Source organism: Flavobacterium araucananum (assembly GCF_002222055.1).
Lineage (GTDB): Bacteria > Bacteroidota > Bacteroidia > Flavobacteriales > Flavobacteriaceae > Flavobacterium > Flavobacterium araucananum.
This window is the reverse complement of record NZ_MUGS01000006.1, coordinates 219,476-235,611: the sequence shown is the minus strand read 5'-3', so window position 1 is coordinate 235,611 and position 16,136 is coordinate 219,476. Positions and strand designations below refer to the sequence as shown.

18 protein-coding genes are annotated in these 16,136 nt (G+C 33.8%); all 18 read left to right on the top strand.

The window, feature by feature from the left end:
- The first annotated feature begins 3 nt into the window (after positions 1 to 3).
- Entirely contained in the window at positions 4 to 735 is a 732-nt protein-coding gene (locus tag B0A64_RS06750) for an MIP/aquaporin family protein (RefSeq protein WP_089478749.1), read from the top strand.
- A 26-nt stretch (positions 736 to 761) separates the two neighbouring features.
- Positions 762 to 1,532: a hypothetical protein gene (locus B0A64_RS06745; protein WP_089478748.1), complete on the top strand. Its 771-nt coding sequence runs from the start codon at positions 762 to 764 to the stop codon at positions 1,530 to 1,532.
- Positions 1,533 to 1,852: 320 nt separating this feature from the next.
- Entirely contained in the window at positions 1,853 to 2,314 is a 462-nt protein-coding gene (locus tag B0A64_RS06740) for a MarR family winged helix-turn-helix transcriptional regulator (RefSeq protein ID WP_089478747.1), read from the top strand.
- A gap of 4 nt (positions 2,315 to 2,318) precedes the next feature.
- The gene (locus tag B0A64_RS06735; RefSeq protein ID WP_089478746.1) at positions 2,319 to 2,951 is read left to right on the top strand and encodes an NAD(P)H-dependent oxidoreductase; all 633 of its coding nucleotides are present in this window, start codon (positions 2,319 to 2,321) and stop codon (positions 2,949 to 2,951) included.
- A 31-nt stretch (positions 2,952 to 2,982) separates the two neighbouring features.
- Positions 2,983 to 3,549, top strand: coding sequence for a YceI family protein (locus B0A64_RS06730; protein ID WP_089478745.1), 567 nt, complete (start codon positions 2,983 to 2,985; stop codon positions 3,547 to 3,549).
- 208 nt (positions 3,550 to 3,757) lie between these two features.
- Positions 3,758 to 5,038 carry a hypothetical protein gene (locus B0A64_RS06725; protein ID WP_089478777.1) on the top strand — a complete coding sequence of 427 codons (1,281 nt, stop codon included), beginning with the start codon at positions 3,758 to 3,760 and terminating at the stop codon, positions 5,036 to 5,038.
- A 298-nt stretch (positions 5,039 to 5,336) separates the two neighbouring features.
- Entirely contained in the window at positions 5,337 to 6,737 is a 1,401-nt protein-coding gene (locus B0A64_RS06720; RefSeq protein ID WP_089478776.1) for an anthranilate synthase component I family protein, read from the top strand.
- Between the two features lie 131 nt (positions 6,738 to 6,868).
- Entirely contained in the window at positions 6,869 to 7,435 is a 567-nt protein-coding gene (locus tag B0A64_RS06715) for an anthranilate synthase component II (protein ID WP_089478744.1), read from the top strand.
- A gap of 52 nt (positions 7,436 to 7,487) precedes the next feature.
- A complete protein-coding gene (trpD, locus tag B0A64_RS06710) occupies positions 7,488 to 8,480 on the top strand; it encodes an anthranilate phosphoribosyltransferase (protein ID WP_089478743.1) in 993 nt (330 codons plus the stop codon).
- An 87-nt stretch (positions 8,481 to 8,567) separates the two neighbouring features.
- Positions 8,568 to 8,864, top strand: coding sequence for a four helix bundle protein (locus B0A64_RS06705; RefSeq protein ID WP_244285367.1), 297 nt, complete (start codon positions 8,568 to 8,570; stop codon positions 8,862 to 8,864).
- 55 nt (positions 8,865 to 8,919) lie between these two features.
- The gene (gene trpC, locus B0A64_RS06700; protein ID WP_089478742.1) at positions 8,920 to 9,699 is read left to right on the top strand and encodes an indole-3-glycerol phosphate synthase TrpC; all 780 of its coding nucleotides are present in this window, start codon (positions 8,920 to 8,922) and stop codon (positions 9,697 to 9,699) included.
- Positions 9,700 to 9,843: 144 nt separating this feature from the next.
- Complete coding sequence (locus tag B0A64_RS06695) at positions 9,844 to 10,476, top strand: phosphoribosylanthranilate isomerase (protein ID WP_089478775.1); 633 nt, start codon at positions 9,844 to 9,846, stop codon at positions 10,474 to 10,476.
- A gap of 12 nt (positions 10,477 to 10,488) precedes the next feature.
- Positions 10,489 to 11,670, top strand: a complete 1,182-nt coding sequence (trpB, locus tag B0A64_RS06690; RefSeq protein ID WP_073395348.1) for a tryptophan synthase subunit beta — start codon at positions 10,489 to 10,491, stop codon at positions 11,668 to 11,670.
- A gap of 152 nt (positions 11,671 to 11,822) precedes the next feature.
- Complete coding sequence (locus tag B0A64_RS06685; protein ID WP_089478741.1) at positions 11,823 to 12,143, top strand: gamma-glutamylcyclotransferase family protein; 321 nt, start codon at positions 11,823 to 11,825, stop codon at positions 12,141 to 12,143.
- 146 nt (positions 12,144 to 12,289) lie between these two features.
- The gene (gene trpA, locus B0A64_RS06680; RefSeq protein ID WP_089478740.1) at positions 12,290 to 13,051 is read left to right on the top strand and encodes a tryptophan synthase subunit alpha; all 762 of its coding nucleotides are present in this window, start codon (positions 12,290 to 12,292) and stop codon (positions 13,049 to 13,051) included.
- Positions 13,052 to 13,108: 57 nt separating this feature from the next.
- A complete protein-coding gene (locus tag B0A64_RS06675) occupies positions 13,109 to 13,966 on the top strand; it encodes a hypothetical protein (protein WP_123875880.1) in 858 nt (285 codons plus the stop codon).
- A 212-nt stretch (positions 13,967 to 14,178) separates the two neighbouring features.
- Positions 14,179 to 14,808, top strand: coding sequence for a TetR/AcrR family transcriptional regulator (locus B0A64_RS06670; RefSeq protein WP_089478738.1), 630 nt, complete (start codon positions 14,179 to 14,181; stop codon positions 14,806 to 14,808).
- Entirely contained in the window at positions 14,798 to 16,126 is a 1,329-nt protein-coding gene (locus B0A64_RS06665; protein WP_089478737.1) for a TolC family protein, read from the top strand. The genes B0A64_RS06670 and B0A64_RS06665 overlap by 11 nt, the downstream gene beginning before the upstream one ends.
- Positions 16,127 to 16,136 lie beyond the last annotated feature (10 nt).

The following is a 16,136-nucleotide window of genomic DNA, read 5'->3' as shown; positions in this document are numbered from 1 at the left end:
ATTATGACTTCTTTTACAGCAGAAATTTTAGGCACTATGGTGATGATTTTATTAGGCAACGGCGTTGTTGCAAACGTTAATCTTAAAAGTACAAATGGCAATAACTCCGGTTGGATTGTTATTAGTACCGCTTGGGCATTTGCAGTTTTTGCAGGTGTAATTATTGCAGGACCAATTAGTGGAGCACATTTAAACCCTATCGTAACTCTTGGATTAGCTTTTATCGGAAAATTTAGCTGGCAATTGGTCCCCACTTATATTGCTGCCCAAATGATTGGAGCAATGTTAGGAGCATTTTTAGTCTGGTTGTCTTATAAAGATCATTTTGCCGCAACAGAAGACGAAGGTGCCAAACTATCTTGTTTTTCTACCGGACCCGCGATCAAAAACAATTTGTCGAATATAATTAGTGAAGTAATTGCATCATTCGTCTTGATTTTCTCTATTTTTTATATTGCAGGGCCCAGCTTAGGCATAGCAACAGATACTCATGCAACTATAGGTTTAGGAACAATAGGCGCGCTTCCTGTTGCAATAGTCGTATGGGCAATAGGCCTGTCGCTAGGGGGCACAACCGGATATGCTATTAATCCGGCAAGAGATTTAGGTCCCAGAATTATGCACGCAATTTTACCCATAAAAGGAACCAGCAACTGGGGATATGCCTGGATACCTATAATAGGTCCCGTAATTGGAGCCGGGATAGCTGCTTTATTATATATCGCACTTAACTAATCCCGCTCATTTAATCTAAAAATTTTATGAAAAATCTATTTCTTTCTTCTATGGTTGCAATCATAGGATTAACTGGATATGCTCAAGAAACAGCACCGGAAACAAAAACCAGTAAAGAACCCAGCCGATTAAATTTTAATATAGGACTTGAAACAAGTCATCTTTGGAGAGGATTAATCATTAACCCAAGCATGACCATTACAGCAGACATTCATTATGCACTAGACAAAAAACAAAATTTTACAGTTGGATTTTGGGGCGGTAACGGTTTCGATGGCAAATATACAGAGGTAGATTATTATGTTCAGTACAAACATAAAGGATTAACTGTAGGTCTGTGGGACTTGTTTAATACTACAAATGTTATACATCCCGAGGTTTTTAACTATGACAAAAACACCACAACACATCTAATTGATTTGAGAAGTTCGTATCGTTTTTCTCCCCAATTCCCGTTGCGGGTCGAAGCTGACATTATTCTTTATGGAAATGATCGTGAGCTAAATTCTGATCTCGTTTATAAAAATCGATATTCAACTTATGTAGAGTTGGGTTATCCGTTACTAAAAAACGAGCAAATAACTTTAGACGCTTATGTAGGTACTAGTTTTTCGCTTGACGGAAAATCAAATTTATACACTACAAATCCGGACAATAGCCTGAATGTTGTAAATACAGGGCTAAAAGCCTCTAAAGACATTACGATTTTACAATACAAACTTCCGGTTTATGCCGGTATTATGTGGAATCCTGCTGAAAAATATACGCGTATGCAACTTGGCGTTTCTCTATTCTAAAAATTGAATTTTTTGCTTAAAAAAAAATAGAAAACTTCTATTTTGTAACGATCAAATCTTTTTGTTAAACCCGACAGCCCTTAAAACCTGTCGGGTTTCGCTTTTTTACCCTCCAACCGATCTGCAACTTTAAACAATCGTTAAATCTCAATCAATCAATATTTTAAATTTAAAAATATAGTATTTTTACTCTAGTTTTTAAAATATCTTAAAAACACACTTTTGCGCATTAATTCAATTAACAAAAAATTAACACAACATTTGTATATACAACTATTAAAAGATATACATTTGTATATACAAATTATACACTTACGACTATGACAATTGAAGAGGTTATAAAAAGTACAGTTAAGATGGATAATGCGAAAAAAGTTATTCTGAATATCATGTACACGCAAAACGTGATTCAGGATCATTTCAACGAGTTGATAAAACCGTATGATTTATCCGGAGAGCAATATAATGTGTTACGTATATTAAGAGGACAAAAAGGGAATCCTGCAAATATGTGTGTGATCCAGGAACGTATGCTTGCCAAAACAAGTAACACAACCAGATTGGTCGACAAATTATTATTAAAGGATTTTGTTACCCGAAATGTTTGCCCTGGCAATCGACGTAAGATCGAAGTACTAATTACCCAAAAGGGGTTAGATGTACTAAAAGAGTTAGATCCGAAAGTAGATGAACATGAACGTGCATTTGCTGAGAATATAAGTCCTGAAGAATTAGAGTTATTAAATCAATTATTAGAAAAATACCGAACCCAACAAAATTAATTTTATGAGCACATTATTAGAAAATTTAAACTGGAGATACGCAACAAAAAAGTTTGATGCAAGCAAAAAAATATCTTCAGCAGATTTAAATACATTAAAAGAGGCTGTTAGATTAGCTGCTTCATCATACGGATTACAACCTTATAAAGTTGTTATCGTAGAAAATCCGGAAATAAGAGAGCAACTAAAAGCTGCTGCTTATGGACAAACTCAAGTTACAGATGCATCTCAACTATTTATTTTTGCAAATGATTTAAATGCTGGCACGGAATCTGTAGCTGCTTATATTAAAAATATTAGCGAAACAAGAGGTGTTCCTACTGAGGCTTTGGGTGGATTTGCAGACATGATGAATGGTGTGATTTCAAACTTATCACAGGATGCTAAAAATATCTGGACTGCAAAACAAACTTATATTGCTTTGGGAACATTATTGGCTGCTGCTGCTGAATTAAAAATCGACGCGACTCCAATGGAAGGGTTTAATCCTGCTGCATTCAACGAAATCTTAGGTTTCGACAAATTAGGTTTGAATGCTTCAGTAATTGCAACTGTAGGATACAGACATGATGAGGACGACGCTCAGCATTACAAAAAAGTTAGAAAATCTCACGAAGAATTATTTATCACTATATAATTATTATTAATCCAAAATCAATTTTAACAACATGAAAAATTTAAAGACAATTGCAATAGCATTATTCGTAGCTGTAGCCAGCGTTTCAGTAAACGCACAAACTAAAAAAATCGACGTAAAAGCAAGTACTATCAAATGGGTAGGAAAAAAAGTAACTGGAGAACACTCAGGAACAGTAAACTTTAAAGACGGTTCTGTAGTTTTTAAAGGAAAAAAATTAACTGGTGGTAGTTTCACTGTTGACATGACTTCTTTAACTTCTACAGATTTAAGTGGAGAATACCAAGGAAAATTAAACGGTCACTTGAAATCACCAGATTTCTTTGGAACTGATAAATTCCCAACTGCAAAATTAGTTTTCAAAACTATTGGTGCTAAAGCAACTGATGTTTATACAGTAACTGCTGATTTAACTATCAAAGGAATTACTAAACCTGTAACTTTTGACATCACTGTAGCAGGAAATACGGCAACTACTGCTTTCAAAGTTGACAGAACTAAATACGACATCAAATACAACTCTGGTAACTTCTTCGAAAACTTAGGAGACAAAACTATCAATGATGATTTCGAATTAACTGTAGCTTTAAAATTCTAATATTTTAAAACTTAAGTAATTCTTACCCCATAAGAAACCCCAATAGTCCTATGACTGTTGGGGTTTTCTTTTTATAATATTTTCAAAAAGATAACCTCCTTAACATACACATAACGCTTTCATAACAACATACAGGTCTTTGATTAACATTTGGCTTTTAATTTTGGCTTATCAAAAAAAATCAAATACAGCAATCAAAATCAAAGCTATGAAAACAAAAGTACGCATTGCAATTTTTACACTTCTAAGCACTTTATTTATACAAGCTCAACAACAACCTAAAGGAATTATTGGCAACACAAACTGGATGAGCAACTGGACTAATTTTAAACCAGCCAATACAGAATATAGCGAGGCTACAAACATCATTGCAGGAACTATTGACAAAGATACTAAATTATACAAACGCAATACGTATCAATTGGTTGGAGTTGTTTATGTAACCAAAAATGCAGTTTTGACCATAGAACCCGGAACAGTAATAAGAGGAGACGATAAAACTTGCGGAACACTTGTGATAACCAATGGAGCAAAAATTGTAGCCGAAGGTTTAGAAACAGATCCTATTGTTTTTACTTCGAATAAAGAAATTAGCGATAGAAAACCAGGAGATTGGGGAGGAATTATTATACTGGGAAAAGCTCCAATAAATACCATTGGCGGCGTTCACACATTACCATTTGATTTAGAGCCTCTACTGAATCATTATGGAGGTCCGGATGCCGAAGATAACTCAGGAATTTTAAAATATGTTCGAATCGAATATTCAGGAAGAAAATTAAGTGCTGCCAAGGAACTTAACGGACTTTCTTTGGCAGGTGTTGGTCGAAAAACAATTTTAAATAACATACAGATTAGTTTTTCAAACGATGATTCATTCGAGTGTTACGGAGGAGATTTAAACATGAACAATCTTGTTTCGTACCGAACTACAGATGATGATTTCGATTTTACACAGGGGGCACAAATTAATATTAGCAATAGTATTGCGATTCGCCATCCCTTTTCATCTGATATTTCAGGTTCAAGATGTTTTGAAGTAGATTCGTATGATAAAATTCAAAACACGGATATGTCTAAAAAATTAACCAAAATAAATGCCAATAATATTACTATGGTTAATCTTGAAGAAAACAATCAAGGTCTTGTTAGAGAGTCGGTTTATGTACGAGAAGATACTTTCTTTAACCTGACCAATAGTATTATTTCTGGCTTTACTCCTTTTGCTTTACTGGAAGGTAATATTGGAAATGGAGAAGTTAATTTAGCCAAAATTACATTTAAAAACTTAATCGTTAACAATTGCAATGGCGGAATTACAAGCGAAGCCGGCGGTGCTAATGCTACAATCGAAAAATTCTACAGCAATCCAAGTTTCGAAATAGGATTTACAAAAATCAAAAACATCGAATTGTTTACAATGCCTAATATCAAAGGAAACCCAGACTTTAGAATGAACCAAAACAATACCATTGCAATTGGAAATTAAACAATAAAAACAAGCAACATTCGTGAAATTTAACAAATTTTAGAAATTAGAAAAGTTTTTTTTGAAAATTTATGTATCGTAATTCAAATTACATTTATATATTTGCCAAATCAATATAAGATATGAAAACAATAATTAACAATTCATGGTGGTGGAAGAATTTGCGTCAAACGTCGTGAACAAAGCTTCCTATGGTATTGTAAAACTATAAATATAAAAGGCTTGTCATCACGACAAGCCTTTTTTTTTGGTCAAAACTCAAGTAAAAAATATATTAAAAATTAAAAAACGAAATACTTTGAAACCTTTTATACTCAACACACACTACAAACAAATTCTGGCAGATACTATTACCCCGGTTAGTATTTATTTTAAAATAAGAGATAAATTCCCAAATAGCTTATTACTGGAAAGTAGTGATTATCACGGAAATGATAATAGTTTCTCTTATATCTGTTGTAATCCTATTGCGACCATTAAAATCGAAAACGAAATTATCTCAAAAACTTTTCCTGACGGAACAACGGAGCAAATTACCATTGATGCAAAGACCAATATTCCAGAAGTAATTCAGGAATTTTCAAGTCAGTTTAAATCAGAAAAAAATGATTTTAAATTTATCAATAATGGCTTATTCGGATATATTTCTTATGATGCTGTTCGTTATTTCGAGAAAGTTTCGATTGCAAAAAAAGACAATGCAACCTCAATTCCGGATGTATTTTATGCCGTTTATCAAAATATAATCGCCATCAATCACTTTAAAAATGAGGCGTATATTTTCTGTCACAGTGTAGACGGAAAAAACAATATTGCTGAAATCGAGCAGTTATTACAATCCAGAAATATTGCTTCGTACAAATTCACCAAAGAAGGCGAAGGTTTCTCTAACTTAACCGATGATGAATTTAAGCATAATGTAGCTTTAGCCAAAAAACATTGTTATCGCGGAGACGTTTTTCAATTGGTACTATCACGTCGTTTTACACAAGGTTTCAAAGGCGATGAATTCAATGTTTACAGAGCTTTAAGAAGTATTAATCCGTCTCCTTATTTATTCTTTTTTGATTATGGAGATTTCAAGATTTTTGGTTCTTCACCCGAAGCACAAATTATCGTAAAAAACAGAAAAGCCGAGATTCATCCAATTGCAGGAACGTTCAAGAGAACCGGAAATGATGAACGTGATGCCGTTTTGGCAAAACAACTTTCTGAAGATAAAAAAGAAAACAGTGAGCATGTAATGTTAGTCGATTTGGCCAGAAATGATTTAAGCCGAAACGGACATGATGTAAACGTTGAGAAATATAGAGAAGTTCAGTTTTTCTCGCACGTTATTCACCTGGTTTCAAAAGTTACAGGACATTTGCATGAAAAAGCCACAACAATGCAAGTGGTTGCAGATACTTTTCCGGCAGGAACTTTAAGCGGCGCACCAAAACACAGAGCGATGCAACTGATTGAAGATTATGAAAAAACAAATCGTAACTTTTACGGAGGTGCCATTGGCTTCATGGATTTTAGCGGCAACTTTAATCACGCAATTATGATTCGGACTTTCCTGAGCAAAAACCACCAATTACATTGTCAGGCCGGAGCCGGAATTGTAGCAAGTTCTGATGAAGAAAGCGAAATGCAGGAAGTTTACAACAAACTAAGAGCCTTGAATACAGCACTTGAAATGGCAGAGAAAATCTAAAATTAGACGTTGATCAAATTAGTATCGAAAAATACAGTAGAGAAAAATAAAAAGAATATTCAGTCGCGGTTTACAGTCAGAGTAATAAAACTTAGTAACTCAAAACCTTAGCAACTTAGAACCTCAAAAAAATGAAAAAAATATTAGTTATAGACAATTACGATAGTTTCACTTATAATTTAGTACACTATCTGGAAGATTTAAATTGCGAAGTTACGGTGTACAGAAACGATGAATTCGAACTTGACGAAATCGCTTCTTTTGATAAGATCTTACTTTCGCCAGGTCCCGGAATCCCGGATGAAGCAGGTTTATTAAAAGCTGTAATCGAAAAATATGCTCCAACCAAAAGCATCCTTGGAGTTTGTTTAGGACAACAAGCGATTGGCGAAGTTTTTGGAGGTACACTTTCAAACCTTGATAAAGTATATCACGGTGTTGCTACCAATGTAAAAACAGTAGTTTCAGACGAAATTTTGTTTGAAGGTTTAGGCAATGAATTCGAAGTTGGGCGTTACCATTCATGGGTTGTAGACAGTAATTTACCGGATGTTCTGGAAGCAACTTCTATAGACGAAAATGGGCAAATTATGTCACTTAGGCACAAAACTTTTGATGTAAGAGGTGTTCAGTTTCACCCGGAAAGTGTTTTGACTCCAAACGGAAAAAGGATTTTAGAGAATTGGATAAAGAGCTAGTATTCAGTTTACAGTCTCAGTAAAAAACTCAGCAACTTAGAACCTAAAAAAAATGAAAAATATATTAAATAAATTAATCAACCACGAAGTGCTTTCTAAACAAGAAGCAAAAGATGTTTTGATTAATATTTCAAGTGGTCAATACAATCCAAGTCAGATTTCGGCTTTTCTAACCGTATTTATGATGCGAAGCATTACAATCGATGAACTTTCGGGTTTTCGTGAAGCTTTATTAGAATTATGTATTCGTGTTGATTTATCTGCATACAATACAATCGATTTATGCGGAACGGGTGGTGACGGAAAAGATACTTTCAACATCTCGACTTTGGCATCCTTTATATCAGCTGGAGCAGGAATAAAAGTAGCGAAACACGGAAACTATGGCGTTTCTTCGATTTCAGGATCAAGCAACGTAATGGAAAAAATGGGAATCAAATTCAGCAATGATGCTTCTTTTTTAGAGAAATGTATCGACAAAGCCGGAATTTGCGTTTTGCACGCTCCCCTATTTCACCCGGCAATGAAAAACGTTGGACCAATCCGTAAAGAATTAGCTGTAAAAACGTTCTTTAATATGCTGGGACCAATGGTGAATCCGTCGTTTCCACAAAATCAGTTGGTAGGTGTTTTTAATTTAGAACTGGCTCGAATTTATGCTTATTTGTATCAAAATACCAATGTAAATTTCACCATTTTGCATTCGCTTGACGGTTATGACGAAATCTCTTTGACAGGTCCTACCAAAACAATTTCGAATCATATGGAAGGAATGTTGAAGCCGGAAGATTTTGGCGTTCGTCTTTTATCACAAAGCGAAATCGAAGGCGGAAAAACCATCGAAGAATCGGCTGATATGTTTATCAACATACTTTCAGGAAAAGGAAACGAAGCCCAGAATAATGTAGTTTGTGCAAATGCTGCAATGGCAATCGCAACGGTTACAAAATGTTCTCCGCTGGAAGGATTTGAATTGGCAAAAGAAAGTCTATTCTCCGGAAAAGGATTAAGAGCGTTAAATAAATTGAAAGATTTAACGATTTAAAAATTGAAAAATTATGACGAAATCTTTTGAAGAATTTGAAGTCTATAAAAAAGGTATCCTCTCTTAGCTAAATTAATTTTTACATTAATGAAGAATACATCTTTTGAAAGAGAATTTGGATTCAAAGATCAAATAAAAAGAGCTGTTGTATCAATCACAAATAATATCGCCGAAGGATCTGAATATAATAATAACAAGCAATTAATACGGTATCTGAAAATTTCTAAAGGAAGTTGTGCAGAAGTAAGAAGCATGTTGATATTATCCCGAGAACTAGCATTTTGCAATCAGTTAGAAATTCAAAAAGGTTATGATTTAAGTATTGAAATATCTCAGAACTTATCAAACTTTATAAAATATTTAAATACCAAAATAGATACTTAATTTACAGATGCCTTTTTCAATCTTTAAATTTTTCAATCTTTAAATTATAAAAACAATGAACATACTCGATAAAATAATATTTGATAAACAACGAGAAGTTGTTCTTAAAAAATCGATCATACCGGTTTCGCAATTAGAAAGTTCTGTGTTTTTTGATAGAGAAACCATTTCTTTAAGCCAGAAATTAAGACAAAGTTCCACCGGAATTATTGCAGAACACAAACGTCGTTCTCCATCTAAATCTGTTATCAATCATAGTTTTACGGTTGAAGAAGTCGTAAAAGGTTATGAAAATGCAGGAGCTTGCGGAATCTCTGTTTTAACAGATGGAAAATACTTTGGCGGTTCACTTGACGACTTACTTTTGGCAAGAGCGAGCGTAAACATTCCGCTATTGCGAAAAGAGTTTATTGTCGATGAATACCAAATTCTGGAAGCCAAAGCTTATGGTGCTGATTTGATTCTATTAATTGCAGCAGTTTTAACCCGCGAAGAAATCAAATCGCTATCAGAATTTGCAAAGAAATTAGGATTAGAAGTATTGTTGGAAGTACACAATCAGGAAGAATTAGAAAAATCGATTATGCCTACTTTAGATATGATTGGCGTAAACAACAGAAACCTGAAAACTTTTGAAGTAAGTCTTGATTTCAGCAAACAACTGGCAGCACAAATTCCGGATGATTTTGTAAAAGTTTCCGAAAGCGGCATTTCGTCAATCGAAGCCATTTCTGAACTTAAACCTTACGGTTATAAAGGATTTTTAATTGGAGAGAACTTCATGAAAACTGACAACGCCGGACAAGCCGCAACAGAATTTATTACTCAGCTATAATATAAGTTTGCCACGAATTACACAAATTTCCACTAATTCAATTCGTGCTAATTCGTGAAATTCGTGGCAAAAGAAAAACTTTGTGTCTTAGAGCCTTCGTGGCAAAACAATATTAAACCCTTTGCGGTAAAAAAATACAATACAATGAAACTCAAAATATGCGGCATGAAATATCCAGAAAACATTCTCGAAGTAGGTGCACTCCTACCCGATTATATGGGATTTATTTTCTGGGAAAAGTCCGCTCGATACTTTGACGGAACTATTCCGGAATTGATCAAAACAATAAAAAAAACAGGGGTATTTGTAAACCAAACTCAGGAAGAAATTCTCGAAAAAGTTTTAAAATACAATTTGCAGGCTGTTCAGCTTCACGGAAATGAATCGGTTGAATTTTTATCAGAATTAAAAAAACAATTGCCACAAAAAATCGAAATTATAAAAGTCTTTTCTGCCGATAATGATTTTGATTTTGAAACCATAAAACCATTCGAACCCGTTTGCGATTATTTTCTATTTGATACAAAAGGAAAATTACCCGGTGGTAACGGAACTACGTTTGACTGGACAATATTAAAAAAATACAAGTCTGATAAGCCTTTCTTTTTGAGCGGCGGAATCGGAATCAATGAATTAAAAGCCATAGAAGAAATTTCAAAAACAAATCTTCCTATTTATGCTGTCGATATAAATAGTAAATTTGAAATTGCACCCGGGCTAAAAAACAAAAATCTATTTAGCAATTTCAAACGAAAATTTGATGTTGCCAACTTTTAAAATTGTAATAAAATGAATTTTAATGTCAACGAAAAAGGATATTACGGAGAATTTGGAGGAGCTTACATTCCTGAAATGTTATATCCAAATGTAGAAGAATTACGTCAGAATTATCTAAAGATAACAAGCGAGCCTGATTTTAAAGCTGAGTTCGATCAACTGCTAAAAGATTACGTTGGACGCCCAAGTCCGCTTTATTTTGCGAAACGTTTATCTGAAAAATACAATACAAAAGTGTATCTAAAAAGAGAAGACTTAAACCATACCGGAGCCCATAAAGTCAACAATACAATTGGGCAAATATTAGTAGCAAAACGTCTGGGCAAAAAACGCATCATTGCCGAAACCGGAGCTGGACAACATGGTGTGGCAACTGCAACAGTTTGCGCTCTTATGGGATTGCAATGTATCGTGTATATGGGCGAAATTGACATTGCGCGTCAGGCACCAAACGTGGCGCGTATGAAAATGTTAGGAGCCGAAGTTCGTCCCGCACTCTCCGGTTCAAGAACCTTAAAAGATGCTACAAACGAAGCAATTAGAGACTGGATCAATAATCCGGTTGATACCCATTATATCATTGGTTCTGCAATTGGACCGCATCCTTATCCGGATATGGTAACACGTTTCCAGAGCGTAATTTCCGAAGAAATAAAATGGCAGTTAAAAGAAAAAGAAGGGCGCGAAAATCCTGATTATGTAGTGGCTTGTATTGGTGGCGGAAGTAATGCTGCCGGAACTTATTATCACTTTTTGCACGAGCCTGAAGTGGGTATTATTGCCGTAGAAGCTGCCGGAAAAGGCGTTGACAGCGGTCATAGTGCAGCAACAAGTAAATTAGGTAAAGTTGGTGTTATACATGGATGCAAAACCCTATTGATGCAAACTCCAGACGGACAAATTACAGAGCCATATTCTATTTCTGCAGGTCTTGATTATCCGGGAGTTGGTCCAATGCACGCCCATTTAGCCCAAACCGGTCGTGGCGAATTTTTCTCGGTGACGGATGATGATGCTATGAATGCAGGTTTGCAATTGACCAAATTAGAAGGAATTATTCCGGCAATAGAAAGCGCACATGCTTTTGCGGTTTTAGACCAAAAGAAATTTAAACCTACAGATATTGTCGTGATTAGTCTTTCTGGCCGAGGCGATAAAGATTTAGACAATTATATTGATTATTTTAAATTATAGGAGTAATTTGGGCGTTACCGCCAAAAAAGGCGGTCGGGCTGTTCGCTATATTCCCAATTAACAAAAACTACGGCAAAAAAGCCTTGTTTTTCTAAATCGGGAGATGCCGCTACCATCCCTAACGCAAACCAATAACGAGAAAAATAGTAATTATGGAACAGTTCTTTTCATACGGAACATTACGATCAAAAGAAATTCAGATGCGAGTTTTGAATAAAATATTAACAGGAACTCCCGATCATCTGATTAGCTACAAACTTAAAGATCTAAAAATCGAAGAAGAGTTTGGAATGGCAGACTATCACGTAGCAATTGCAAGTGAAAATCCTGCCGATAGCATAAAAGGTACCGTTTTTAAGATTTCTAATGACGATTTGGCTAAAATAGATTTATTTGAATCTAATGCTTACAAAAGAGTTCAGGTTACACTAAAGTCCGGAATTGTAGCGTGGATTTATATCGAAAATAAATAATTTTATACGCTATTTTTTCCGGATGGACAGCAGATTGTCACAGATCAAATTATTAATAAAATCATTGTAATCTTTTTAATCTGTGGCAAAACTTAATAAAATACCTAACAGGTTTTGAAAAGCTGTTAGGATAAAAAATAAAAATAATGAACAGAATAACTCAAAAATTACAAGAGGATAAAAAGATCCTTTCTATTTATTTTTCGGCGGGATATCCTAACTTAAATGATACGGTTCAAATCATACAGGATTTAGAAAAAAATGGTGTTGATTTAATCGAAATTGGTCTGCCTTTTAGTGATCCTTTGGCCGATGGACCAACGATTCAGGCGAGTTCGACCCAGGCGCTTCATAACGGTATGACTACTCAAATTTTATTCGATCAACTTAAGAACATCCGCGAAAGCGTAAAAATTCCGTTGATTATTATGGGATATTTTAACCCGATGTTGCAATACGGAGTAGAAGAATTTTGTAAAAAATGCGCCGAAATTGGTATTGACGGTTTAATTATTCCTGATTTACCGGTTGACGTTTATGCAGATGAATACAAAGCAATTTTCGAAAAACACGGATTAATAAATGTGTTCCTCATTACACCACAAACTTCGGACGAGCGCATTCGTTTTATCGACAGTGTTTCAAACGGTTTTATCTATATGGTAAGTTCTGCAAGTGTTACAGGTTCTCAATCAGGTTTTGGAAACGTTCAGGAAAGCTATTTTGAAAGAATTGCAAACATGAATCTTAAAAATCCACAAATCATAGGTTTTGGAATTTCGAATAAAGAAACTTTTAATCAGGCAACCAAATTTGCTAAAGGAGCTATTATTGGCAGCGCTTTCATTAAACATTTAAGCGAAGACGGTTCTGGAAAAATTAGTAAATTTGTTGGCGAAATTAGATAATTAAGTAAAATTCTGTAAACCCTATAAATGAATAACCAAAAGTATAAATGTTGTTTTTTGATTAACCCGAATAAAGGGAAAAGCAAATTTGAAGAAATTGAAAAACAGGCCTCAGACATCTTTCTTAATTTTATTGAAGACAAAAATTATGGTATAGAAATCAATTCTTTACAATTTGATATCTATATAGAGAACAAAGTAAATTATGAAATCCAGAAGGATTCATTGTTTATGGGGCTTGCACATTTATCTGCTCATATTGATAAAAAAATCTTTGAAGACTCTGACGAAAACGGAAAAATTAAGTTGCTTCTAAATGCTTCATTATTAATGATAAAGTATTTGGCCACCAAAATGGCGATGCCAAGAACTTTTCAGTCTAAAATCTTCCTTAAAGAATACAAAGTTTATTTGTCCAAAAACAAATTCCTGATTCGTCACGATGATAAAACTATTGTAAAACAATTTGACCCTATCGGATTCAAATTTGTAGTCACAAGTAGTTTAGGGGTTAGAGATGATAAAATTTACTATGATCTAAATGATATCCAGCGTTTTATCAATACTAAATTAGCAGGACAAACCTTTGGTACTTCTATAAAATACTTTTATCTGGGGTATGAGATTTTTGATTTTACGCGTGACCATGCTAATTTTATGGAACCGATGATTAATTTAAAAAGATTTGGAAAGAAGTTTAATTATTTATTATTCGTAAAGAAATTTGATTACAACAAGCTGAAAGACCTGGCGGTTGCAGAACAATTTAAAGTTCTTAAGGATACTATCATAGAAGCAATTAATGATATTGATCTTTTAGATAAAAAACCTAAAAGTTTTAACAAGCCCAAATTTCTGGTTACAATCGAGAAAATTTTGAATCAATATGAAAAGAAATTTGTAACCGAAGAATAAAGATTTGTTCTCCTTATAAAATTTGACAAAATAATAACTTAGCCGAAAGGTCTCATTAAACGAGGGCTTTCGGCTATTTTTTTGGACAGAAAGGCAAATTTATTTTTGTAAAACAACTACACGGTTTTCTGTTAATATTGTGTTAAAATAAAATTAAACAACTGTTTAATTTAAACGCTTGTTTAATTTTGTACCCGATTAGAAACAATACCATGTCAAACATCGAATTAAACGATAAAAAAATCCAAATTTTAGAAGTTGCCGAAAAGCTATTCTCTGAAAAAGGATTTGAAGGTACATCGATACGGGATATATCAAAACATGCAAAAATAAATATTGCAATGGTTTCATATTATTTTGGTTCAAAAGAACGATTACTTGAAGCTCTAATTCTGTATAAAACTTCTGATATTAAAATACAACTCGAAAATTTATTGCAGGAAAAACTAGAACCTCTTGATAAAGTCAATAAATTAATCGAAATTTACATTAACAGAATCAATTGTAACAGAGGAATTTATAGAATTTTGCATTTTGAACTTACTTCAAAAAAGAGGGAACAAAACTTACTTGCTTTTACTGAACTTAAAAAAGGGAACTTAAAATCTCTTGAAACTATCATTCAGGAAGGGCAATCGAAAGGGGTTTTTAGAAAAGATGTCATTATTCCGCTCATAACACCAACAATAATGGGTACATTTTTTCATTTTCATATGAACAAACCTTTTTTTGAGGAATTATTAAATTTAAACACCGAAACGTTATACAACGATTATATTAAAAACAGTCTTACAAAGCACATTCAACAAACTATAAAAGCTCTACTTGTTTATGAAAATTAATCAATTAATGCTCTTTGGTATTTTCTTTATCGGAATTTCATCAATAGAAGCACAAGAAAAAACAAGTTTAACCTTAGATGAAGCCGTAAAAATGGCTTGGGAAAAAAGTAACGAAGTTACGCTTGCCAACACTAAGGTAAACTCAAAAAAATACGAATTACAGGAGGTTAGAAATAATCAATATCCAAATCTTAAAATTTCCGGACAATACCAACGATTGACAAAAGCGTCAATCGATATGCACAATAGCGGCGATCAGGCAAGTTCAGGACCAACTCCATCACCGGATCAGGCAATGTTGGGAATGGCAAATCTTAGTTTACCAATATTCGCAGGATTTAAAATTCAAAACAGCATCAAAGCATCTGATAATTTATACGAAGCCGAAAGTTCTTATGCTGCTAAAACAAAAGAAGATGTTGCTTTGCATGTAGTGACTTATTATACTGCTTTATACAAGGCACAAAAAACGTTAGATCTTTTAAACGAAAATCAGAAACAAGCAAAACAACGTGTTACTGACTTTACAGAATTAGAAAAAAACGGAATTATCCCAAGAAATGATTTGTTGAAAGCGCAATTGTTAGTTTCTAAAACACAATTATCAATTGATGAAGCAAACAACAACATCAATAACATTAACTTTTACCTAACTACTTTATTAAAATTGGAGCCTAGTGTAAAACTTCAGGTTAATGAAGCTGATTTCTTTAATCTAAAAACCAGCAATGCACCAACATCTGATGCATTGGCACTGGAAAGCAGAAAAGATTTGGAAGCAATTCGTTTTCAACAAAAAGCGAGTGAAGCAAATATCAAAATAGCAAAATCAGGTTACTACCCTTCTCTTTCATTATTAGGCGGTTACACAGCTTTGGATCTTAAAGATTTTATTACTGTAAGGTATGCCATGAATTTTGGAGTTGGTTTGTCTTATGACCTGTCCGGAATTCTAAAAAATAGTGCTTCTGTAAAAGCTGCTGAAAGCAGAGCATTAGAAGTTAAAAATACAGAAGCTGTAATGACAGATCGTATCAAAGTAGAAGTTCAAAAATCTATTGAAGATTACGACCTTGCAATTAATCAAAGCGTAGTTTACGACGAAGCACTGCAACAAGCATCTGAAAACTACAGACTTGTAAAAGATAAATTTGATAACGGTTTATCAGACACTAATGATTTAGTTGAAGCGGATGTAGAACAATTAAGCGCCAAAATAAATACAGCTTTGTCTAAAGCAACTATTATTCAAAAATATTACGAATTACTATCCGTATCAGGACAATTATCTCAATCATTCAATCTTTCTAAAATATAATCGATAGCTC